General features: G+C 68.8%; 18 protein-coding genes. 9 read left to right on the forward strand and 9 right to left on the reverse strand.

Going from position 1 to position 22,856, the window contains the following annotated elements; all coding sequences use genetic code 11:
- The first annotated feature begins 79 nt into the window (after nt 1-79).
- Genes FFK22_RS27075 through FFK22_RS27085 form a run of 3 tightly spaced genes read left to right on the forward strand, consistent with a single transcriptional unit; the run spans nt 80 to nt 3,058 of the window.
- The gene (locus FFK22_RS27075) at nt 80-1,027 is read left to right on the forward strand and encodes a carbohydrate ABC transporter permease (protein WP_138890760.1); all 948 of its coding nucleotides are present in this window, start codon (nt 80-82) and stop codon (nt 1,025-1,027) included.
- Complete coding sequence (locus FFK22_RS27080) at nt 1,020-1,859, forward strand: carbohydrate ABC transporter permease (protein ID WP_138890759.1); 840 nt, start codon at nt 1,020-1,022, stop codon at nt 1,857-1,859. The genes FFK22_RS27075 and FFK22_RS27080 overlap by 8 nt, the downstream gene beginning before the upstream one ends.
- 23 nt (nt 1,860-1,882) lie before the next feature.
- Nucleotides 1,883-3,058, forward strand: a complete 1,176-nt coding sequence (locus FFK22_RS27085) for a glycoside hydrolase family 172 protein (RefSeq protein ID WP_138890758.1) — start codon at nt 1,883-1,885, stop codon at nt 3,056-3,058.
- 161 nt (nt 3,059-3,219) lie between these two features.
- Here FFK22_RS27085 and FFK22_RS27090 read toward each other — a convergent pair whose 3' ends face one another.
- Nucleotides 3,220-3,591, reverse strand: a complete 372-nt coding sequence (locus tag FFK22_RS27090) for a helix-turn-helix domain-containing protein (protein WP_138890757.1) — start codon at nt 3,589-3,591, stop codon at nt 3,220-3,222.
- A 156-nt stretch (nt 3,592-3,747) separates the two neighbouring features.
- Between FFK22_RS27090 and FFK22_RS27095 the strand changes: the two genes are divergently transcribed.
- From FFK22_RS27095 to FFK22_RS27105, 3 genes are read left to right on the forward strand one after another with little or no spacing between them, the layout of a single operon-like run.
- On the forward strand, nt 3,748-4,257 hold the full coding sequence (locus FFK22_RS27095; protein ID WP_138890756.1) for a (2Fe-2S)-binding protein: 510 nt from the start codon (nt 3,748-3,750) through the stop codon (nt 4,255-4,257).
- Between the two features lie 3 nt (nt 4,258-4,260).
- Nucleotides 4,261-5,250, forward strand: a complete 990-nt coding sequence (locus tag FFK22_RS27100; protein WP_138890755.1) for a xanthine dehydrogenase family protein subunit M — start codon at nt 4,261-4,263, stop codon at nt 5,248-5,250.
- On the forward strand, nt 5,247-7,364 hold the full coding sequence (locus FFK22_RS27105; RefSeq protein WP_138890754.1) for a xanthine dehydrogenase family protein molybdopterin-binding subunit: 2,118 nt from the start codon (nt 5,247-5,249) through the stop codon (nt 7,362-7,364). The genes FFK22_RS27100 and FFK22_RS27105 overlap by 4 nt, the downstream gene beginning before the upstream one ends.
- 34 nt (nt 7,365-7,398) lie before the next feature.
- Here the strand turns inward: FFK22_RS27105 and FFK22_RS27110 are convergent, their stop codons facing one another.
- The 6 genes from FFK22_RS27110 to FFK22_RS43995 form a co-directional block, all read right to left on the reverse strand.
- On the reverse strand, nt 7,399-8,241 hold the full coding sequence (locus tag FFK22_RS27110; protein WP_138890753.1) for a carbohydrate ABC transporter permease: 843 nt from the start codon (nt 8,239-8,241) through the stop codon (nt 7,399-7,401).
- Nucleotides 8,231-9,163: a carbohydrate ABC transporter permease gene (locus tag FFK22_RS27115; RefSeq protein ID WP_138890752.1), complete on the reverse strand. Its 933-nt coding sequence runs from the start codon at nt 9,161-9,163 to the stop codon at nt 8,231-8,233. The genes FFK22_RS27110 and FFK22_RS27115 overlap by 11 nt, the downstream gene beginning before the upstream one ends.
- A gap of 20 nt (nt 9,164-9,183) precedes the next feature.
- Nucleotides 9,184-10,452, reverse strand: a complete 1,269-nt coding sequence (locus FFK22_RS27120) for an extracellular solute-binding protein (protein ID WP_138890751.1) — start codon at nt 10,450-10,452, stop codon at nt 9,184-9,186.
- A 44-nt stretch (nt 10,453-10,496) separates the two neighbouring features.
- Complete coding sequence (locus FFK22_RS27125) at nt 10,497-12,110, reverse strand: FAD-dependent oxidoreductase (protein ID WP_138890750.1); 1,614 nt, start codon at nt 12,108-12,110, stop codon at nt 10,497-10,499.
- Nucleotides 12,107-13,159 (reverse strand): LacI family DNA-binding transcriptional regulator, encoded by a 1,053-nt coding sequence (locus FFK22_RS27130; protein WP_138890749.1) that lies wholly within the window; start codon nt 13,157-13,159, stop codon nt 12,107-12,109. Before FFK22_RS27130 ends, FFK22_RS27125 begins: the two co-directional genes overlap by 4 nt.
- 206 nt (nt 13,160-13,365) lie before the next feature.
- Nucleotides 13,366-13,956, reverse strand: a complete 591-nt coding sequence (locus tag FFK22_RS43995; RefSeq protein WP_373683762.1) for a molybdopterin cofactor-binding domain-containing protein — start codon at nt 13,954-13,956, stop codon at nt 13,366-13,368.
- On the opposite strand from FFK22_RS43995, the gene FFK22_RS44855 reads away from it, so the two are divergent.
- The 3 genes from FFK22_RS44855 to FFK22_RS27150 all read left to right on the forward strand — a co-directional run bounded on the left by FFK22_RS44855 (nt 13,906) and on the right by FFK22_RS27150 (nt 18,473).
- Nucleotides 13,906-14,022, forward strand: coding sequence for a DUF2188 domain-containing protein (locus tag FFK22_RS44855; protein WP_373683763.1), 117 nt, complete (start codon nt 13,906-13,908; stop codon nt 14,020-14,022). The two genes, FFK22_RS43995 and FFK22_RS44855, sit on opposite strands and share 51 nt — an antisense overlap.
- Nucleotides 14,023-14,328: 306 nt before the next feature.
- Nucleotides 14,329-17,196, forward strand: coding sequence for a winged helix-turn-helix domain-containing protein (locus FFK22_RS27145; RefSeq protein ID WP_138890748.1), 2,868 nt, complete (start codon nt 14,329-14,331; stop codon nt 17,194-17,196).
- A gap of 383 nt (nt 17,197-17,579) precedes the next feature.
- Nucleotides 17,580-18,473, forward strand: coding sequence for a sensor histidine kinase (locus FFK22_RS27150; protein ID WP_138890747.1), 894 nt, complete (start codon nt 17,580-17,582; stop codon nt 18,471-18,473).
- Here FFK22_RS27150 and FFK22_RS27155 read toward each other — a convergent pair.
- Nucleotides 18,439-21,579 (reverse strand): efflux RND transporter permease subunit, encoded by a 3,141-nt coding sequence (locus tag FFK22_RS27155; protein ID WP_138890746.1) that lies wholly within the window; start codon nt 21,577-21,579, stop codon nt 18,439-18,441. The genes FFK22_RS27150 and FFK22_RS27155 overlap by 35 nt on opposite strands.
- Nucleotides 21,576-22,772 (reverse strand): efflux RND transporter periplasmic adaptor subunit, encoded by a 1,197-nt coding sequence (locus tag FFK22_RS27160; protein WP_186002674.1) that lies wholly within the window; start codon nt 22,770-22,772, stop codon nt 21,576-21,578. Before FFK22_RS27160 ends, FFK22_RS27155 begins: the two co-directional genes overlap by 4 nt.
- Between the last annotated feature and the right edge of the window lie 84 nt (nt 22,773-22,856).

A 22,856-nucleotide genomic window follows, 5' to 3' on the forward strand; every position in this document is an offset into this window, starting at 1 on the left:
CTTCGGATGTCCGACCTCTCCCGCAAGCGGGAGAGGCAACGCGAGAGCGAGGGAGGCACCGGGAAGGATGGCCGGCGGCATGAGTGCGGCGTCTTCGACCGCGATTCCACAGACGGCAGCAACGGCGAAGCGCCGCCGCCTGTCGGCCCGGCACCGGGAGTGGATCGCCGGCTACCTGTTCGTGCTGCCCGACGCGCTGGGCCTGCTGGTCTTCGTCGGCGGGCCGATGCTGCTGTCGCTCAGCCTCGGCTTCTTCGGCGTCACCGGCTTCGGCGGATACCGCTTCGTCGGCCTGGCCAATTACCGCCGCATGCTGGCCGACCCGCTGTTCCTGGAGAGCCTGAAGGTCACCCTGCTCTATGTCGTGCTGCTGGTGCCCAGCCTCTATGTCACCGGGCTGGGGCTGGCCCTGCTGGTGCACCGGCGCAGCCGCTTCTCCGGCCTGTTCCGGACGCTGTTCTTCCTGCCGCACATGGTCAGCCTCGTGGTGGTCGGACTGATCTGGCAGGTGCTGCTGATCGACAAGATCGGCGTGATCAGCCGCCTGTCCGCCGCGATCGGGCTCGGCGGCCTGTCCTGGCTGGGCGACCCCAGCCTGGCGCTGTACGCCATCGTCGGCGTCAGCGTCTGGTTCCTGATGGGCTACTACATGCTGATCTTCCTGTCCGGGCTGCAGGACATCCCGCGCGAATATCTCGACGCGGCGCGGATCGACGGCGCCGGGCCGGTCGCGGCCTTCCGCCACATCATCCTGCCGCTCTTGCGCCCGACCAGCTTCTTCGTGCTGCTGGTGTCGACCGTCGCCGCGGTGGCCGGCGCCCAGACCTTCGACCTGGTCTATGTCATGACCAAGGGCGGCCCGGCCAACTCGACGTCCCTGGCGATCTATTACATCTACGAGCAGGCGTTCCAGTTCGGCGAATACGGCTACGCCGCCGCGATGGCCTCGGTGCTGGTGATCATCCTGCTGGCCTTCACCGCCATCCTGTTCCGGGCCACGCGTGGCGGGCGCTTCGACTATGACTGACGCCGCCACCCTCCCCGCCCGCGCCTTCCGCCCGGCCGGCGCGGTCTGGTTCCTGGCCTCGGCCCTGGCGGCAATCATGGCCGTGGCGCCGCTGCTGTGGATGCTGTCGATCGCCTTCAAGGGGCCGGACGAGGTCTTCGACCCCGGGCTGATCCCGGCGCGGCCGACGCTCGACAACTTCCTCTACGTCTTCACCGAAGTCGATTTCCTGCGGTTCCTGCTGAACACGCTGGTCGTCGCCGGGTCGGTGACGGTGATTGCGCTGCTGTTCCACTCCATGGCCGGCTACGCCCTGGCCCGGCTGCGCTTCCCTGGGCGCGAGGCGATCTTCCTCGGCATGTTCGCGACCTTCCTGATCTCGCTGCCGGTGATCATCGTGCCGCTGTTCATCCTGGTGCGGCAGCTGGGGCTGGTGAACTCCTATGGCGGCCTGATCATCCCGGCGATCTTCAACGCCTTCGGCATTTTCCTGCTGCGCCAGTTCTACCTGAACGTGCCGCGGGAGCTGGAGGAAGCCGCGTTCATCGACGGCGCCGGCTATTGGCGGGTGTATTGGAGCATCGTGCTGCCGCTGTCGCGGCCGATCCTGGCCGCGCTGGCGATCTTCTTTTTCCTGGCCAATTGGAACGCCTTCCTGTGGCCGCTGACCATCACCACCGACCCGGAGCTGTGGGTGGTGCAAGTCGCGGTCGCCAGCTTCCAGGCCCAGTACTCCGCCTCCTGGAACTACATCATGGCCGCCTCCACCGTGGTGGCGCTGCCGACCCTGCTGCTGTTCGTACTGTTCCAGCGGCAGATCGTGGAATCGATCAAGACCGGCGGCCTGAAATAGCCGTCCGCACGAGAGGAAGCATCATGCAGAGCAATGCCGGATTGTCGCCGCTGCGCGGCCTCGCCAAGCTGCGCCAGGCCCGCACCCGGCGCTTCTCCAGCTGGGACCGCACCGGGGGCAATGACGACCGGCTGCACATCGCCCCGGGCGAGACGGTGACGATCGCCGAGGCCTCGGGCGCGGGCGTCGTCACCCATATCTGGGTCACGGTCAACTGCGCCAGCCGCCACGCGCTGCGCAAGATCGTGCTGCGCGCCTGGTGGGACGGCGAGGCCGAGCCCAGCATCGAATGCCCGCTGGGCGACTTCTTCGGCATGGGCCACGGCCAGACCCGCAACTTCGTCAGCCTGCCGCTGCAGATGAGCCCGCAGGACGGCAAGGCGCTGAACTGCTATTTCCCGATGCCCTTCGCGGCCGGCATGCGCTTCGCCGTGACCAACGAGGCCGAGCACGAGCTGCTGTTCTACTACTATATCGACCTCGAGCTGCACGACGCGCTGGAGGACGGGCTCGGCCGCTTCCACGCGCAGTGGCGCCGGGCCGCGCCGCAACCCTTCGACGAGGCCGGCCTGACCAATGAGGAGGTGCTGTTTGGCGGCGTCACCACCGATGCCAAGAAGAACCACACCATCCTCGACGCCGCCGGCCATGGCCACTATGTCGGCTGCCTGCTGAGCGTCTATTCGCTGCGCCGGTCGCGGAACTGGGACTGGTATGGCGAGGGCGACGACATGATTTTCGTCGACGGCGAGCCCGGGATCTCGGTGCCCGATGCCGGCCGCAAGCGCCAGATCGCGGCCGAGGCGCCGCAGCCGGTGATCGCCGACCGGCCGGAGAGCGCGCCCGGCGCCAACGATGCCTGGCCGCCGACCCTGCACGGCACCGGCACCGAGGATTACTTCAACACCGCCTGGTGCCCGAACCAGGAGTATTCCGCGCCGTATCACGGCATCATCGCCGGCGGCGGTCCGAACTGGCAGGAGCCGGTGACGCTGTACCGCTTCCACATCGAGGACCCGGTGGTGTTCCAGCGCTCGATCCGCGTCACCATCGAGCGCGGCCACGCCAACCGGCGCGACGACGAGGTGTCGAGCACCGCCTTCTGGTACCAGGCCGAGCCGCACAAGCCCTTCCCGCCCCTGCCTGCCGCGGCGGAGCGGCTGCCGAGCTTCCGGGCACCGTTCGAGGACAGGGGCTGAGGCCGGCCGCAAACCGCGGCTCGGACGAAGCCGGGCGGCGTGGTCACATCCCGGCGCATCCTCCGCGATGTCGTCGCTCATGCTGCTGGTTTTCTGCCCCGGCGATCCTGTTCGTGCCGAACCTGATCTTCAGCCCGTGACCGCCGTGGACGGTCCCCTCCCTACGATGTCGGTGCCAGCATACCGTGCGGTTCCCGACGCTGCCGGACCGCGCCGATCCGCTCCGCATGCTGCTCGCCCCAATCGGCCAGGGGGCCCAGCGCCTGGTTGAGCGAGGCGCCGAGTGCGGTCACCGAATACTCCACCCGCGGCGGCACCTCGTGGAACGCCTCGCGGTGAACCAGGCCGTCCGCCTCCATCTCCCGGAGCTGCTGGATCAGCATCTTCTCGCTGATCCCCGGCACCAGCCGCTTCAGCTCTCCGAACCGGCGAGGCTCGACCTGGATCTCCCACAGGATCAGGGCCTTCCATTTACCACCGATGACCTCCAAGGCGGGTCCCAGGCCGCAACTGTAGGGCTGCTCTCCCCTCATGATGTCCTCACGTCCCGGAAGTCCTGCAAGGCAGCAATTCTTACCTCTGGGTAAGTACCTGACTTTTAAGTAGGTACTTGAGGAAAATCAAGGAGTCCATACCTTCCGCTCAGACCGAACGAGCCGAATCTCGGCGCAGCAGGAAGGGCGAGACGCATGGACGCCGAACCGACCACCATCGAGGTCCCCGAGGATGCTGCGGCGGACACGACCCTGCGGGTCAACGGCCGCTCATGGCACGTCAGGATCGATCCTCGCGTCACGCTCCTCGACGCGCTCAGGGACCATCTCGGCCTGACCGGGACCAAGAAGGGCTGCGACCGCGGCGAGTGCGGCGCCTGCACGGTGCATATCGACGGCCGCAGGGCGCTGTCGTGCCTGACGCTCGCGGTCATGGCCGACGGCCGCGAGATCACCACGATCGAGGGGCTTGCCGAGAGCGACCGGCTGCACCCCGTGCAGGCCGCCTTCATCGAGCATGACGCGTTCCAGTGCGGCTTCTGCGCCCCGGGGCAGATCATGTCGGCGGTCGCCTGCATCCGCGAGGGGCACGCCGGCTCGGACAGCGAAATCCGCGAGTTCATGAGCGGCAATCTCTGCCGCTGCGCTGCCTATCCCCAGATCGTCGCCGCGGTGCGGGCCGCGGCGGTTGCAACCGGGATCTGACCCATGCAGAGCTTCGCCTATGAGCGGGCAGCGACCCTCGCGCAAGCGATCGGGGCCGCGGCCGAGCCGGACACGATGGTGATCGCCGGCGGCACCGAACTCCTCAACTGGATGAAGGACGGCATCGCCGCGCCGCGGCGCCTCGTCGACCTGAATGGCCTGTCCGGCCTCGACCGCATCGCGATCGACGATCGCGGCCTCAGGATCGGGGCGCTGGCCCGGATGAGCGACGTCGCCGAGCATCCGGCGATCCGGCGCGACTGGCCGGCCGTCTCGCAGGCGTTGCTGCAAAGCGCCTCCGCCCAGATCCGCACCATGGCCTCGATCGGTGGGAACCTGATGCAGCGTACGCGCTGCCCCTATTTTCGGGCCGAGGTCGATCTGCCCTGCAATCGGCGCCGGCCGGGCAGCGGCTGCGCGGCGCTGGCCGGCGAGGACCGGTCGGCCGCGATCTTCGGCTGGACCGAGCAGTGCGTCGCCACCCACCCATCGGACGTGGCGGTGGCCCTGGCCGCGCTGGACGCCGTGGTGCATGTGGATGGCCCCGGCGGGCCGCGCTCGATCCCGGTCACGGACTTTCATCCTCTGCCCGACCACGGATCGGTCCGAGAGACCGTGCTGGAGCCCGGCGAGCTGATCACCGCAATCGAGCTGCCGGCCGCCGCCGTCGCGCGCCGCTCGCACTACCTCAAGCTGCGCGAGCGGGCGTCCTACGAATTCGCGCTTGTCGCGGCGGCGGTCGGGCTCGACCTCGACGGCGCGGTGATCCGCGAGGCGCGGATCGCGCTCGGCGGCGTCGCGGCGAAGCCATGGCGCCTGAGGGAGGCGGAAGAAGCCCTGCAGGGCGTGACGCTGACGGACGAGCCCGCCCTGCGGCGCGCTTTGGACGCCGGCTTCGCCGAGCCGCGGCCACTGCGCCGGAACGGCTTCAAGGTGGAGCTCGCCAAACGCGCCGTCATTCGGGCGCTGCAGATCGCGGGAGATGTGGCATGAGCGGCGGAATCGGGCAGTCGGTCAGCCGCCGGGACGGTCCGGCGAAGGTCACCGGCGCGGCGCGCTACGCCGCCGACACGCCGGTGGCCGGCGCGGCCCACGCCGTGATCGTGCCGGCGACGCGGCCCAAGGCGCGCATCGCGGGGATCGACCTCGGCCGGGCATCGGCCGCGCCCGGCGTTATCGCCATCTTCACGCATGAGAATGCGCCGCGCTTCGGCAAGGTGACCGTGGTGCTGGCGGAGGACAACCTGCCGCCCCTGCGGGGCGACCGCGTCCTCTACGAAGGCCAGCCCGTGGCGCTGCTTGTGGCGGAGACACTGGAACAGGCGACGGACGCGGCGCGCCTCCTCCGCGTCTCCTATGACGAGGAGCCGTTCGACGCGGATTTCCATGCCGATCCGGACAGCGCCGAGCCGGTCACCGAGTTCTTCGGTCTGCCGCTCGACACCGCCTGGGGCGATGTGGCGACGGCGCGGCAGGAGGCCGATGCCACGATGGAGGCCACGTATGTCACGGCCGACCGGCATCACAACCCGATCGAGCCCGGGGCGATCCTGGCGGTCTGGCAGGACGGGCAGCTGACCGTGCACGACGCGACGCAGGGCGTGGCGGAGGAACGCGAGGCGCTGGCCCAGGCGCTCGGGCTCGATCTGGCGCAGGTGCGGGTCCGGAACGACTTCATCGGCGGCAGCTTCGGCGCCAAGCTCTGGGGCCTTCCCCACCAGCTGCTCGCGGCGATGGCGGCGCGGGAGCTGGAGCGCCCGGTGAAGCTGGTGCTGACCAGGGCCCAGTCCTACACGGCCTCGGGCTACCAGTCGGCGACCCGCCAGACGGTGGCCTTGAGCGCCCGCGCCGACGGCAGCCTGACCGGCCTTCAGCACGATGTGGTCGCCGCCGGCGCCTTCATCGGCCACTATATCGAGGCGGCGGGCTGGGACACGCCGGCGATGTATGCGACGCCGAGCTTCAAGATCAGCCATCGCCGCAGGCGCCTCGATCGCGCCAGCCCGTCGGCCATGCGCTCACCCTTCGGCGGCGTCGGCCTGGTCCCGGTCGAGATCGCCATGGACGAGCTCGCCCATCGCCTCGACCTGGATCCGCTGGAACTCCGGCTCCGGAACTATGCCGAGACCTATCCGGCCGATGGTCGCCCCTTCTCGTCCAAGCGGCTGAGGGAATGCTATGCGGAGGGCGCGCGCCGGTTCGGCTGGTCCGGCCGGTCAGGGGCGCCGCGCTCCATGCGCGACGGGCGGGACCTGATCGGCTGGGGCATGGCGACCGCGGTGCTGCGGGCGTTCCGCTTTCCGGCCGCGGCGCGGGCCGGCATCGACCGCGACGGCCGGGTACTGGTCGAGACCGCCTCGCACGACGTCGGCCAGGGGCTGAGCACGATCCTCCGGCAGATCGCCGCCGACACGCTCGGGGTGGCGGTCGAGCACGTGGACCTGGCGATCGCCGATACGACGCTGCCCCGGACCACCTTCACCGGCGGCTCCTCGACCTCGATGAGCGTCGGCTCGGCGGTGCAGGCGGCGGCCACGGCCCTGAAAGAGCAGCTGATCGAGGCCGGCGCCAACGGGCCGGAGGGTTACGCCGGCACACTGGCGCGGCTGGGCGTCGAGCGGCTGTCGGCCGACGGCGAGTGGTCACCGGCCGACAATGAGGCGACCCCGCCGATCTTCAGCTTCGGCGCCGTGTTCGCCGAGGTGCGGGTCGACCGCGACATCCCGATCCCCAGGGTCAGCCGCGTTGTCGGCGTCTACGACGCCGGCCGGATCCTCAATCCCAAGACCGCGCGCAGCCAGATGACCGGCGGGGTCATCTGGGGAATCGGCCAGGCGCTGCTGGAGCGCTCGGAGATGGACACCCGCCTCGGCCGCTTCATGTCGAAGAATCTCGCCGGCACCCTCGTCCCGGTGAACGCCGATGTGGGCGAGATCGATATCGGCTTCGTCGAGACCTCCGACCCGCATGCCAGCCCGCTCGGCGCCCGCGGCATCGGCGAGCTGGGCGCCATCGGCATCGGCGCGGCGATCGCCAACGCCGTGTTCCATGCCACCGGAGTCCATGTGCGCGAGTTGCCGATCCGGCCGGAGCATCTGATGGAGTGACAGGCCGCCCTTGTCGCTGGCCGCAGCCGCAGGCTCACCCCTTCAGCCCGGTGTGCGCCAAGCCTTCGATGAACTGGCGCTGGGCGATCACGAAGACGATCAGCACCGGCAGCGCCGTCAAGGTCACCGCCGCCAGCTGGACGTTCCACATCGGCCCGCCATAGGCGTCGACATACTGGGTCAACGCCTGCGGCAGCGTGAATTTCTCGGTCGAGGACAGGAAGACGATCGGCTCGAGATACAGGTTCCAGCTGTGCAGGAAGGTAAAGATGGCGACGGCGCCCAGCGCCGGGCGGGCCAGCGGCAGGGCGATGCGCCAGAACAGCCCCAAGCGGCCGAGCCCGTCGATCCGCCCCGCCTCCTCCAGCTCCGGCGGCAAGGTGATGAAGAACTGGCGCATGATGAAGGTCGCCAGCACGCAGGGCGCGCCCAGGATCGGCACCAGGATCAAGGGCCAATGGGTGTTGACCAGGCCGAGCCCCAGGAAGAAGCGGAACAGCGGCACGATCGTGACCTCGCTGGGCACCAGCAGCGCCAGCAGCACCACCATGAACACCAGGTTCTGGCCGGGGAAGCGGATGCGGGCGAAGGCGTAGCCGGCCAGCGAGGCCACAGCCATCGTCCCCAGCGTCACCACCGCGGCGATGTACAGGCTGTTCCAGTATTGCAGGGCGAAGGGCTGCAGCGCGAACACCTGGGCATAGGCGTTGAGGTCGAGGCGGCGCGGCAGCAGCGCCGGTGGGAAGGCGAAGATCTCCTGCACCGGCTTGAAGGAAGAGGTCACCATCCACCAGGTCGGGAAGACGAAGGGGATGGCCAGCACGCACATCAGCCCGTAGATCGCCAGGCGCGCCCGGGGAGAGAGCTCAGCCCTCATGGAACACCCAGCGGCGGCGCAGCTGCCATTGCGCAAAGGTCAGCACCGCGACGATGGCGAACAGCAGCACCGCCAGGGCCGAGCCGTAGCCGAAGGCGTGGAACTGGAAGGCCTGCTGGTAGAGGTAATAGACCAGCACGGTGGTCGAGATGCCCGGCCCGCCCTGGGTCAGCACCGCGATCTGGGCGAAGACCTGCAGCGACCCGACGATGGTGATGATCGAGGTCAAGAGGATGGTCGGGCTGATCAGCGGCAGGGTGATGCGGCGGAACTGGGCGAAGCGGCCGGCGCCTTCGATCCGCGCCGCCTCGTACAGGTCGCGCGGCACGGTCTGCAGCGCGGCCAGGAACAGCACCATGTTCAGCCCGACATTCTTGAACACCTGGACCACGATCACCGACAGCATCGCCGTGGTCTCGCCGCGCAGCCAGTTGGGGCCGGTGACGCCGAACACGGCCAGGATGCCGTTGATGCCGCCATCTTTCTGCAGCAGGAAGCCCCAGACGATGGTCCAGGCCACCAGCGACACCACGACCGGCGAGAAGAACAGCGCCCGGAACACGGTCATGCCGCGCAGCCGCTGGTTCAGCAGCACGGCCAGCAGCAGCGCCAGGCTGAGATTCAGCACCACCAGCCCGGCCGAGAACAGGGCCGTGGCACCCAGCACGCCCGGCAGCTCCGGATCCTCCAGCAGCAGCCGGTAGTTGCCGTCGCCGACATAGTCGAAGCTGCCGGCCAGGACGTTCCATTCATGCAGGCTGTACCAGGCGACCAGCGCCAGCGGCATCAGCACGAACAGCGCCACGCCAGCCAGCTGCGGCGCGACGAAGAGGTAGCCGGCCAGGGCGTCGCGACGCCGCATCGTCCAGAACGGCGCACGCGGGGCGGCGGCCTCCACGGTGTCGACGGGGCCGGCCGTCATGGTGGATGTCCGCGCCATCGTCAGCGCGCCAGCAGCGGCCGGATGCGGCCGCACACCGCCTGCAGCGCCGCGGCGACATCGGCGTCGGGTTGCCACAGCGCGTCCAGCCCGGCCCGCACCACCTGGGCGATCTGGGCGTTGCCGGTGTGGCTGGGCTTCACCGCGCCGATCTCGATGCCGCGCACCACCACCGCCTGGATCTGCTCCGGCTTCAGCATCGGGTTGGCCTTGGCCAGCAGGTCGACGGCGAGCTGGCTCTTGCGCGGCGGCGGGAAGAACTGCGCCAGCTTGGCCGAGTTCTCCGGATTGCTCAGGAAGGCCAGGAAGGACGCCGCGGCCTGAGCGTTCGCCCCGGCCTTGAACACGCCGATGCCGGCCTGGCCGATCACCGCATATTCGCCGGCCGGACCCTTCGGCAGCGGCACCAAATCCCAGGCGAAGGTGCCGTCCTTCAACAGGGCCGCGCGGCTGATCTGGGTGATGGTCATGGCGGCGTCGCCGGCGAAGAAATCGGCCGGCGTGCCCGGTCCGGGCATCGCCTGGTCGGTGAACACCGCCTTGTGCAGGAACTGCATCGCCTCGGCCATCGCCGGCTGGTCGAAGCCGCAGGCCTTGCCGTCGGCGCTCCAGGGCGCGGCGCCCCAGCCGTTCCAGATGGTGGCGAGGTTGTCCCACAGCTTGTAGTCGAAATCGCGCACCACCAGCCCGGCCTTGCCGGTCTTGGCATGGACCGCGGCGGCGTCGGCGACGGCGTTGCCCCAGCTCCATGTTCCCGCCGCGATGCGCTCGGCCGGCGGCGTCACCCCGGCCTGCTTCACCAGGTCGAGATTGACGAAGACGCCGAAGGGCGAGGTCGAGAACGGATAGGCGTACAGCACCTCGTCGCGGCGCCACAGCGCGGTGGCGCTGGGCAGCAGGTCGTCATAGCCGTAGCCCGGCGTCGCCCGCAGGACGTCCTGCAGCGGCAGCAGCACGCCGGAGGAGACGAAGTCGGGCGCCGAATTCTCGAAGATCCAGGCCAGGTCCGGGGCGTTGCCGCCGGCGATCTGGGTGGTCAGCGCCGTGGTGTAGCCGTCGAAGGGCAGCGTCTCGAAGGTGATCGACGCCACCTCCGGATGGTCCTTGCGGTAGGCGGCGGCGATGTCGTCCAGCAGCTGCAGATGCGCCTTGTTGCCGGTCCAGACCGTCATCCTGAGCGCGGTGCCCTCCGCGCGGGCCGGGGTCCCGAAGGCTGCCGCGGCCAGCAGGCCGGCCGCGGCGGTGGCGAAGATGCGGCGTCCGAGCGTCATGGCGTCCTCCCCCTAGTGCTTTTCTTTGAGTCTGGCGATGCCGGTCAGTACCCGACGATCTCCGGCCAGTGCAGCTCGACCCCCTGCCCTTCCAGCCTGGCCTGGAAGGCGGCCAGCCGGTCCGGCCGCGCCCGCACCGCGCGCGGCGGCAGGTCGTGCTGCAGGCACCAGGCGGCGAGATGGCCCGCCACCTCGCCGATGTTCCATTCCACGGGGTGCAGCCGGTAGCAGCCATTGGTGATGTGAGTGGTGCCGATCGCCTTGCCGGCCGGCAGCAGGTTCTCCATCCGCCGCGGCAGCAGCGCGCCGAGCGGGATCTCGAACGGGCAGGAGCCGACATCGATGTAGTTGTCGCCGCCGGTCGAGGGGTGCAGGTCGATCCGGTACATGCCGACGCCGACGGCATCGCGGTAGCGCATGGCGCCGCGAGCGCCGCGCACCGCCAGCGACAGGTCCTGCTCGACCACCGTGGTCTCGGCGCGGATGCGGCGGGATTCGCGGATATAGGGCGCCTGGGCCAGCCCGTCGAGCGTGCCGGTGACGTCGCTGCGCAGCCGCAAGCCCGGGAAGCCGGCGCCGCCATCCAGCCGCGGCGCCTCGGTCTGCAGCCAGTACAGGACGCAGCGCGACAGCTCCTCGGCCCCGGCGAGGTGGCGCTGCGCCTCTTCCTCCGGCACCTCGAACACCGGCCCCTCGAAATAATCGATCATTGGCCAGTTCACGAGGGTGATGTCGCTGGCATAGGTGCCGGCAGTGAAGTTGCGGCGGGCGGCGATGCGTCGGAAGGTCCACAGGTTGCCGTCGCCCGGGTTCAGCCGCTGGTCGGCATTGACCGCCAGCGGGTCGTCGTCCGGGTTCGGGGTGAAGCTGCGCTCGACGATCTCCAGCGTGCGCGGATGCGGCGACCGCCAGCCGAGCAGCGGCCCGCCCCAGAACTCCGGCCGGTAGTCGCGCCAGAAGGCGTAGTTCGCCGGCCGGTCGATGACGTGGTTGCCGTCGACATGTTCGATGGCGAAGCAGATCGACACCGCCTGCATGTTCAGCGGCTGTGCGGTCCAGGGCGCGCTCGGCTCCCCGGTCTCGCTGCGGGATTCGAAGCCGGTGACGTATTCGGTGCCGGTCAGCGGCAAGAGCGCGCCGGTCTCGGTCGCGTCCAGCACGTAGCGGCCGGACGCCACGATGTCCGGCCCGCCGTCGCGATGGGCGAGGCGGACGGCGCGCACCCGGTCGCCGTCGACATCGGCCGCCACCGGCCGGTAGGGCTGCAGCACGCGCAGGCGGCCGGAGCCGCGCCACGGCGCCAGCATCGCCTCGATCACCGCCAGGCCGACCCGCGGCTCATGGCACAGCCGGCTGACCCAGCCGGCGCCGGGGTTGAGGTCGCGCCAGGCCCGGGCGCCCTCGGTCAGCGGATAGTGCCGGCGGTAATGCTCGCGGATGCCGTCGCGCAGCGCCCGGTAGCTCGCCGTGACGCCGAAGCGCTCGACCCAGGAATGCTCGTCCGGCGGCACCGCCTGGCTGGTCAGCTGGCCGCCGAGCCAGTCGTACTCTTCGGTCAGGATCACCGAGCGGCCGGCCCTGAGCGCCGCCAGCGCTGCCGCGACGCCACCCAGGCCGCCCCCCACCACCAGCACATCCGCATCGAATTCCCGGGTCAATTCCGCCGCCCTTTCCGCTTGTCTGGCACCGGGCCGAGGGTCTGCCCCTCGGCCAGCTCGCAGGGCAGCAGCCGCTGCCGCCCCTCTTCGTCTCCGTTCATCACCAGGGTCAGGATCTCGACCGCCTGCCGCCCCATCTCCTCGCGCGGGATGCGGAAGCAGGTGAAGGCGATGTCGGTCGCGACCGGCCGGGTCGGGTTGCCCAGCGCGATCAGCGACAGGTCGCCCGGCACCGCCACGCCTCGGTCGCGGGCCGCCCGTTCCAGCAGCACGGCGTCGGCCTGGTCCTCGACCAGCGCCACGGTCGCGCCCACGCGCAGCAGCCCGTCGACGAGATCGCCGGGGTCGCGGTCCTGGGCGGGCTCGTGGATCCACTCCACCCCCGCCTCCTCGACCGCGGCGCGGAAGCCGGCCCAGCGGTCGTCGGAGGATTCGGCACCGGCGGCCGGGCCGACGAAGGCCAGTCGGCGATGGCCGAGGGCGACAGCCCGCCGCACAAGGGCCGCGGTGGCGGCGGCGTAGTCGGCGCCGACATAGGGCACCGGGCCGCCGGCATCGTCGCGGCGGCCGATGGCGACGAAGGGGTAGCGATCGGCGACCAGCCGGGCCAGCTCGTCCCGGTCCAGCGTCCGGCCCAGCAGGATGCAGCCATCGGCCAGGCGCAGCCGGTTGTTCTCGTGGAAGATCCGTCGGCGCCCGTCGGCCACCGGCGCGCTGGTGAACAGCAGCAGGTCGTAGCCATGCCGCTCCGCCGCCCCTTCCACGCCCAGCAGAAACGGCGTGTAGAAATCGGCCTGCCCGCTCGGGAACACCGGCTCGTAGGTGAAGACGCCGAGCAGCTGGTTGCGCCGCCCGACCAGCTTCTGCGCCGCCGGGTCGGCGACATAGCCGGTGGACCGGATCACCTCCAGCACCCGCTCGCGGGTCTCCTGCGGGATCCGGGCCGAGCTGTCGCCGCGCCGGTTGAGCACCAGCGACACCGTCGCCTGGCTGACTCCCGCCAGCCGCGCAATGTCCCGCTGCGTCAGCCGCGCGCCTCCTCCCGACATCGCTCGCCTCTTGATAATACGTATTATCTCAGATAATAATCAAACCCTGCCGGGCTGGTCAACCCTCGACTGGGTTCTGCTCTTGGCGGAAAGGCCCGACCCGGGGCGTGGTGGGGGATCGGCCCCGGGTCGGGTTGGGAGCGCTCAGGGAAGTGGAGCGCTGATCCTGAGACGAAGCTGGATGGCCTTCTATTCCAAGATTCTGATCATGCCACCTCGGGCAGCCGGTCCAGCAGCTTGTCGAGCGTGATCGGATAGTGCCGCACCCGCACGCCGGTGGCGTTGTGGACCGCGTTGGCGACCGCCGCGGCCACGCCGCAGATGCCGAGCTCCGCGACGCCCTTGGCCTTCATCGGCGACGAATACGGGTCCACCTCATCCAGGAAGATCATGTCCTGATGCGGGATGTCGGCATGAACCGGCACCTCGTAGCTGGCGAGATCGTGGTTGACGAAGAAGCCATGGCGCTTGTCGACCGCCAGCTCCTCCATCAGCGCGGCGCCGACGCCCATGGTCATGGCGCCGATCACCTGGCTGCGCGCCGCCTTGGGATTGAGGATACGGCCGGCGGCGCAGACCGAGAGCATGCGCCGCACCCGGATCTCGCCGGTGGCGGCATCCACCGCCGCCTCGACGAAATGCGCGCCGAAGGTCGATTGCTGATGCGTCTCGGTGACATCGCCGAATTCGATCGTGTCCTCGGCGACTTCCCGACCCAGGCCGCAGCCCGTGTCTGGGCCCGCGACATGGCCCGCCAGGTCTCGGCCGGCGGGCAGGACGCCCAGGTCGTGGTCCAAGGCCGCGACGGCCGGATCAAGGAGGAGCGGACCTACGGCCATGATCCGCGCCGCCATCCGGGGTAGACCGGGCGCCATCTTCAAAATGACTGAGGCCGCTCCCAGGGACGACGGGGTACCGCTCCAGGGCGCCATCGCTCCGCGACCCGTGGCCGGCACGAGCTTCTGGTCACGAGTCATCAGCCGCGCGACGGCCTGCTCGCGGATCGGACGCGAAGGGTAGCTCACCGCTCGGTCGACCGGCAGCCGCACCACACCGGTGCCCTTCTGCTCCAGACGGACAAGCGGGCACCGGCACGGTCGGAATGGACAAGCCCGGAGAGCCCCCATACTCTTCGTCCAGTTGGAAATTGCTGAAAGAGGATCAGCGCCGTGGTCGACGCGTCCGCCTCGCGCGAACGCGCCTATTCGTTCGGCCCTTTCCGCCTCCTCCCGTCCCGGCAGCTGCTGATGGAAGGGGAAAGACCAGTCCGACTGGGCAATCGGTCACTCGAAGTTCTGACCGCATTGGTCGAGCGTCCGGGCGAGTTGGTCACCAAGCGAGAGCTGATGGCCCGCGTCTGGCCCGGTGCCATCGTCGAAGAGGCCAATCTCAGGGTCCATGTCGCGGCGTTGAGAAAGGCGCTCGGCGAAGGCCGACCCGGGCATCGCTACGTGGCGAATGTTTCCGGCCGCGGCTATCGCTTCGTCGCGGCGGTCGAACGCTCCGAGCCGGTCCTCGCGGCGCAGAGCCCCGCCGCCCCGCGCATGCACAACCTGCCGCCTTCCCTGATGCGGATCATCGGCCGCGCCGATACGGTCGGTGCATTGCTGAGGCATCTGCCGCAGCACCGGATCGTCTCCATCGTCGGGCCCGGCGGCATCGGCAAGACAACCGTGGCACTCGCCGCAGCGGACGCCCTGATGTCCGCCTATGATCATGGGACCTGGTTCGTCGATCTGGCGCCGTTGCGTGATCCCCGGCTCGTGCCGAGCACTCTGGCTTTCGCGCTCGGGCTGACGATCCGCTCGCAGGATATCGTCAGGGACCTGATGGACTATCTGCGGGACAAGCGATTGCTGATCCTGCTCGACAATTGCGAGCACGTGATCGGAGCAGCGGCCGCCATGGCGGAGCACATCATCACCGGCGCTCCGGGCGTGCACATCCTGGTGACCAGTCGTGAACCGCTGCGGTTGAGAGAAGAGCACCTGCACCGCCTGCCGCCGCTGAAAAGCCCGTCCAGCCGGTCCAACCCAACAGCTGCGGAGGCCCTCAGCTTTCCGGCCGTGCAGCTCTTTGTCGAACGCGCGACGGCCAGCCGGGATGATTTCGAGCTGGGCGATGTCGAGGCGCCCATCGTTTCCGATATCTGCCGCAAACTGGACGGGATCGCCCTCGCGATCGAGCTCGCGGCCGCCCGCATCGACGCCTTCGGAATCCACCAGATCTCGGCTCTGCTCGACGAAGGATTCCCGTTGAAGACCCAGGGGAGACGGACAGCTCCGGCGCGGCAGCAGACCTTGGCCGCGACATTGGATTGGAGCTATGAGCTGCTGTCTGAGGATGAGCGCATCATCCTGCGCCGCCTTGCCATATTCGCCGGCGATTTCACGCTCGAATCCGCCTGTGCCGTCGCAGCAGGCGGTCACATTGCTGGTCCCGAGGTCGTCGGGGGCGTGGAGAATCTGGTGGCGAAGTCCCTGGTCTCGGCGGATGTGAGTGGCGTCGCCGTGCGCTACCGACTGCTCGACACCACGCGTGCTTATGCGATCGCAAAGCTCCGCGAAAGCGGAGAAGCACCACGCGCCTCGCGCGCTCATGCCGAATTCTACCGTGACCTCCTGGACCACGCGCAGGCCGAGTGGACTCGTCGCTCCACCGACGAGTGGCTGGCCATCTATCGTCAGGAGGTCGACAACATACGCTCGGCGCTCGATTGGGCATTCTCGACCGGCGGCGATCCGGCCATAGGCGTCTCGCTTTCCGCCGCCGCCGCAGTCCTGTTGTTTGACCTGGGCCAACTCTATGCCAGCGTGGCGAATGCCGAGCGGGCGCTCGCCGTGATCGAGGCGGAGTCTCGTCACGATCTGCGGAACGAGATGCGGCTGCGCTCTGCGCTTGGAGCGTCTGTGGTTTATACGCAGGGGCCCGGCGAAGCCACGGACGCCGCCTGGTTGCGCGCCCTCGAACTCGCCACCGAGCTCGGCGAAGCAGACTACGAGGCACGGGCGCTGTGGGGCTTATGGAACGCCAGGCTTTATGGCGGGGCTCCACGGATCGCTTTGGGCTTTGCCGAGCGGTTTTGCAATCTGGCGGCAAAACTCGGCGAGACCCCAAAGCTTCTTATGGGTGAACGCCTGATCGCGATCTCGAAGCATTATCTGGGTGAGCAGGCAGAGGCCAAGCGAATTCTTGAGAATATGCTTTCGCGCTATGAGCGTGATTTGCATCGATGGCATACTGCTGGCTTTCGCGTGGATCATAGAATTGTCGGGCGCGCGAATCTTGCCCGAATTCTCTGGTTGCAGGGGGCACTCGACCAGGCGCGGAGCATGTCGCAGGGATCTCTGGCAGACGCTCACGCACTCGGCCATGTCATGACGCTGCAATACGTCTTGAGCGAGACCGCAATACCGCTCGCACTGCTGGCCGGCGACCTGGATGCGGCAGGACGCCTGATTGCAATGCTGCTCGAACCTGCCACCAAACATGGCTTCTTCATTTGGGAGGTCTGCGGCCGCTGCTTCGAGGCGATCCGGCTGGTTCGATCAACCAACGTCAAGACCGGGCTGCCACTGTTACGAGCTGCAGTCAGGACGCTGCGGCAGACGGGGTTCGAGGCACATTCCACGTTCATTCTGAGCATGCTGGCCGAAGCGATGTGTGATGCCGGCGAGATCGAGGAGGGATTGATCGCGGTCGATGAAGGGTTGGCTCGGTGTGCGACCTATGAGGATCGCTGGTGTATGTCGGAACTCCTCCGCGTGAAGGGCCGGCTTGCCTGGGCCGAAGGATCGATTGCGGCGGCGGAGGAGAACTTCCAGGAGGCCTCGGCTTGGGCGCGGCGGCAGGGCGCCTTGTCGTGGGAATTGCGGGCCGTTACGTGTCTGGCCCAACTCCGCTACCGAAGCGGCAAGATCCCGGAGGCCTATGCGCTCCTCTCTTCCGTGTACGACCGCTTTACCGAGGGCCACGAGACGAGCGATCTCAGGACGGCCCGCGCCTGGATCGCCACCCTTCGGCCGGATCCGGATTGACGGGACTGTCAGCTCAGTTGCAACCGCGCACCGGCCGCCAAGGCCGTGATCCCCATCGCGCGAAGCCGAGCTCGCAATGGTTCTTAGCTTTTTTTTACAACGGTAAACTACCGGTTATTCGGTGTTCGCACGCATCATTCCGGCAGCAGGGCATCGAGTGACGCCCTGCCCTGGATGAAACCCGTTGACCGAAAGGGCGCACGATCACGTCGCGCTCGGCAGAGCAATACCAACTGAAGCGGCGCTGTCGTGCTCCAGGGCGCCGGACATCGCGACCACCCGGTCTCGATCCCGATGATGCAGATCTGGCCCGACGGCGTCGGGCGGCCGAATAACCGCCTTCCATGCCGAGGCCTGGAGATCTGGCTTGAAAGGATCCGGCGATGCAAGCGTCGAGCGACCATCGAGATCAAGCACATCCTCATGCCGAGATCGGCCGGGCCACCGCCGGCGGCGACCCGGGTCCGGCCCGGAATCGGGGTGTGGGGCTCGACGCGGCCGGAATCGAGGGCGCGGAGGCGGAGCGCGACGAGAGCGAACGGCGTTGCCGCGAGGCGCAGCTGGAGCTGTCTCACGAGAACCGGCTCGCGACCCTGGGGTATCTCGCCGCCTCGATCACCCATGAAATAAAGCAACCCATTGCCGCAGCCGTGACCAACGCCATGGCCGGCCTGCGTTGGCTCGACCGCCCAAGGCCCGACCTGGACAGGGCTCGGGCGGCCTTCGATCGCATCGTCCGGGACGGCAATCGCGCGAGCAACACACTCGGCCGGATCCGCGCCCTGATCAAGAAGGCGCCGCCGCGGAACGACCGCCTGGAGATCAATGAGGCGATCCGCGAGGTGATCGAGCTCACCTGTGGTGAAACGATGAAGAACGCGGTCTCGGTTCGGACGGAACTCACGGACGGCTTGCCGTTGATCGAAGGCGATCGGGTCCAACTGCAACAGGTCGCCCTCAACCTGGTCATCAATGCCGTCGAAGCCATGAGCGGGGTCAGCGAGGAAGCGCGAGAGCTGCTGATCAGCACCGGCCGGACCGAGGCGGGCGACGTGCGCGTCACGGTGCAGGATTCGGGTCCGGGTGTCGACCCGAACGGCGTGAACCGCCTGTTCGAGGCCTTCTACACGACAAAGCCCAGCGGAACGGGCATAGGCTTGGCGATCTGCCGTTCGATCGTCGAGGCGCATGGCGGCCGGCTGTGGGCCGAGACGAACCGGCCGCAGGGAGCCGTCTTCAAGTTCACGGTGCCCGCCCAGCCGGAGAGCGCTTCGTAACAGGAGCCATAGCCGCCTGCCGCCACTGGCCGAGACGGCCGAGATAGAGGTAGACGATCGGCGTGGTGAACAGCGTCAGCGCCTGGCTGACCATCAGCCCGCCGACGATGGCGTAGCCGAGCGGCTGGCGGATCTCCGACCCGGTGCCGGTGCCGACCATCAGCGGGACGCCGCCGAGGATCGCGCACATCGTGGTCATCAGGATCGGGCGGAAGCGCGACAGGCAAGCCTCGCGCACTGCCTCGACCGGGGACTTGCCGGCCCGCTGCGCCGCCAGGGCGAAGTCGACCATCATGATGCCGTTCTTCTTGACGATGCCGATCAGCAGCACGATGCCGATGATGCCGATCACGTCGAGCGGCATCCCTGCCGCCTTCAGCGCCAGCAGCGCGCCGACGCCGGCCGACGGCAGGGTCGACAGGATCGTCACCGGGTGGACGGCGCTTTCATACAGCATGCCGAGGATCAGGTAGACGGCGATCAGCGCCGCCGCGATCAGCGCCGGCTGGCCGGCCAGGGCGGTCTCATAAGCATGGGCCGTGCCCTGGAAGGCGCCCTGGATGCTGGCCGGCAGATGCAGCCCCGCGACCGCGCGGTCGACATCGGCCACCGCGGTCCCGATCGAGCTGTGCGGCGCCAGGTTGAAGGACACCGTGACCGACGGGAACTGGCTCTGATGATTGACCACCAGCGGCGCCGCCGTCGGCACCTGATGCGCGATCTCGCTCAGCGGCACCGGCTGCCCGGCGGACGAGCGCAGATAGACCGACCGCAGCGCGTCCGGCCCCTTCCGGAAGGCGGGATCGACCTCCAGGATCACGTAGTACTGGTTGAGCGCGGTGAAGACCTTGGTCACGACCCGCTGGCCGAAAGCGTCGTAGAGGGCGTTGTCGACGTCCTGCGGGGCGATCCCCAGGCGCGACGCGGCGTCCCGGTCGATCTGGATCGAGAATTGCAGGCCCGCGGTCTCCTGGTCGCTGGTGGCGTCGACGACGCTGGGCAGTTGTGCCACCGCGGCGACCACTTTCGGCGCCCAGGATGCCAGCTCCTGCGCGTTCACGTCGGTCAGCGTGTACTGGTACTGGGTCTTGGCCGTCCGGCCGCCGATCGTGATGTCCTGGGCGGCCTGCATGTAGAGGCGGATGCCGGTGACCGGCTGCAACGCCTTGTCGAGCCGCGCGATCACCTGGTCGGCGCTGGAGTCCGGGCCGCGCTGCCCCTGCGGCTTCAGCGAGATGTACATGCGCCCCTGGTTGGGCGAGGGGTTGGTGCCGCCAGGCCCGATGTAGCTCGCGACGGAGGCGACGGCCGGATCGCGGAGCAGCACGTCGACGACCTGCTGCTGCTTCTCGGCCAGGGCCCCGGTGGACACATCCTGTGCAGCCTCGGTGACGCCGGCGATCAGGCCGGTGTCCTGCTGCGGGAAGAAGCCCTTCGGGATGGTGACGAACAGATATCCGGTCAGCGCCATGGTCGCGATCATGACCATCAGGGTCGCGCGCTGGTGCCGCAGCACCCGGTCGAGCGCCGCTTCATAAGCCCTGGCCAGCCCATTGAACCCGGCTTCCAGCAGCCGGTACAGCCGGCCGTGCCGCGCCGTGCCCTCGCCCTGCGTCTTGAGCAGGCGGGAGGCGAGCATCGGCGTCAGCGTCAGCGACACCAGGGCCGAGACGGCGATGGCGACGGCGACGGTGACCGCGAACTCCTGGAACAGCTTGCCGACGACTCCGGCCATCAGCAGCAGCGGGATGAACACAGCCACCAGCGACACCGAGATCGACAGGATGGTGAAGCCGATCTGCCCCGCGCCGTCCAGCGCCGCCTGCAGCGGCGTCTTGCCCTGCTCCAGGTGATGGACGATGTTCTCGACCATCACGATCGCGTCGTCGACGACGAAGCCGACCGCGACCGACAGCGCCATCAGCGACAGGTTGTCGAGCGAGTAGCCGAGCACGGCCATCACCGCGAAGGTGCCGACGATCGAGATCGGCACCGCGATGCCCGGGATGATCGTCGCCCAGACATTCCGCAGGAAGAGCAGGATGGTCATCACCACCAGGCCGATGGTCAGGACCAGCGTGAACTGCACATCGGCGACCGAGGCGCGGATGGTGGTGGTGCGGTCGGAGACCACGGCGATCTTGATCGCCGGCGGGATCGACGCCTCGAGCTGAGGCAGCTCGCGCCGGATGCTGTCGACGGTCTGGATCACATTGGCGCCCGGCAGGCGCTGGACCGCCAGGATGATGCCGCGCTGGCGGCCGTACCAGGCCGCCAGCTGGTCGTTGGCCGGCCCGATCTCGGCATGGCCGATGTCGCTGACCCGGATCGGCGCGCCGTTCTTGTAGCCGATGACGGCCTGATTGTAGCTGGCGAGCGTGGTCAGCTGGTCGTTGGTCTGCAGCGCATAGGCCTGCTGCTTGCCTTCGAGCGTACCCTTCGGGTCGTCGACCGTGATCGCCGACAGGGCGGTGCGGATGTCCTCCAGCGTCAGGCCCTGGGCCGCCAGCTGCTGCGGATTCACCTCGACCCGCATCGCCGGCTGCTGCTGGCCGCCGATGGTGACCAGCCCGACGCCCGGCACCTGCGACAGCTTCTGCGCCAGGATGCTTTCGGCATAGTCGTCGACGGTGGTCAGCGGCAGGGTGTCGGAGGTCAGGGCCAGGATCAGGATCGGCGTGTCGGCCGGATTGGTCTTGCGGTAGGTCGGCGGCGTCGGCATGGTCTTCGGCAGGTCGCCGCCGGCCGCGTTGATCGCCGCCTGCACGTCGCCCGCGGCGGAGTCCACGGTGCGGGAGGGGTCGAACTGCAGCGTCACCTGGGTGAAGCCGAGCGCGCTGGCCGAGGTCATCTGCGACACGCCCGGGATCTCGCCGAACTGGCGCTCCAGCGGCGTCGCCACCGACGACGCCATGGTCTCCGGATCGGCCCCGGGCAGCTGCGCCGTGACCTGGATCGTCGGCAGGTCGACCGACGGCAGGGCCGCGACCGGAAGGGAGCGGTAGGCGACGATGCCGACCAGCACGACGCCGATCATCAGCATCAGCGTGGCGACCGGCCGCCGAATGAACGGGCCGGACAGGCCACCAGTGGACGCGGTGCTCATGGCTGAATCCCCAGCGTGTCGGTCTGCGAGTTCATCAGAGGCGCATCGGCGGCGTCGGCCGGACCGCGTGCGGTCACGGTGTCGCCCCGCTGCAGGCCGTATTGCCCGTCGCTGACGACGGTCTGGCCCGCCGCCAGGCCGGAGGTGACCAGCGCCGTCCCGCGCACCATCTGCGCCACCTGGATCGGCTGCGGCACCACGGTCCCATCGGGCCGCACCACCCAGGCGAAGGCGCCGTCCGGCCCGCGCTGCACCACGGCGGCGGGCACCGTCAGGCCATCGTGTTGCACGCGCAGGACCAGCCGGGCCTGCACGAACTCGCCCGGCCACAGCATCTTCTGCGGGTTCGGGAAATCCGCCCGCAGCGTGATCGTGCCGCTGGCCGCATCGACGGTGTTGTCCAGGGTCTCGAGCGTGCCGGTGTCGAGCTTGCCCGTGCCGTCCTGCGACCAGGCCTCGACCGTCAGCCCGGCCGTTCCGGCGCCCGCCATCTGGCGCTGGATGTCGGGCAGTGCCGCCTGCGGCAGCGTGAACAGGACGGCGATCGGCTGGATCTGGGCGATGGTCACCAAGCCGTTGGCGTCGGTCGGGTGGACGACGTTGCCTTCGTCGACCAGGCGGAAGCCGGTGACACCGGTGATCGGCGCCGTGATCTTCGTGTAGCCGAGCTCGACCTGGTCCTGGTCGATCACCGCCTGGTCGCCTTTGATCGAAGCCTGGAGCTGGTCAATCATCGCCTGCTGGGTGTCGACCTGCTGGTCGGTGGCGTAGCCCGAGCGCTCCAGCGGCTTGTAGCGGCCGAGATTGGCCTGGGCATTGGCCAGATGTGCCTGGTCGCGGGCCAGGGCGGCCTGGTCCTGCTCCAGCTTGGCCTGATAGATCCGCGGGTCGATCGTGACCAGCAGATCGCCCTTCTTGACCGTCTGTCCCTGGTCGTAGGCGATCTGCTGGATCTGGCCCTCGACCTGGGTGCGGACGGTGACGGTGTTGAAGGCCTGGACCCGGCCGAGCCCGTCCAGCTCGATCGGCACGTCCTGCTTCGTCACGGTCGCCTCGGCGACGGGCACCGGCGGCACGACGGGAATCGGCGCCGCGGACGAAACGGGATCGAAAATATCGGAGCCGAGGACGAAGAGAGAGCCGGAGAGTCCGGCCACCACCCCCACGGCGGCGAGAAGCAATTTGCGGCGCATGATCGACCCCTGTTCTGTTCGGGCGGCCTCAGGATTTCCGAAGCCGTCACAGGGTAGGTTTGGGGCGGTGCGCCGCTCCATCGC

The organism is Mycobacterium sp. KBS0706 (assembly GCF_005938675.2).
In the GTDB taxonomy this organism is placed as follows: Bacteria; Pseudomonadota; Alphaproteobacteria; order DSM-16000; family Inquilinaceae; genus Inquilinus.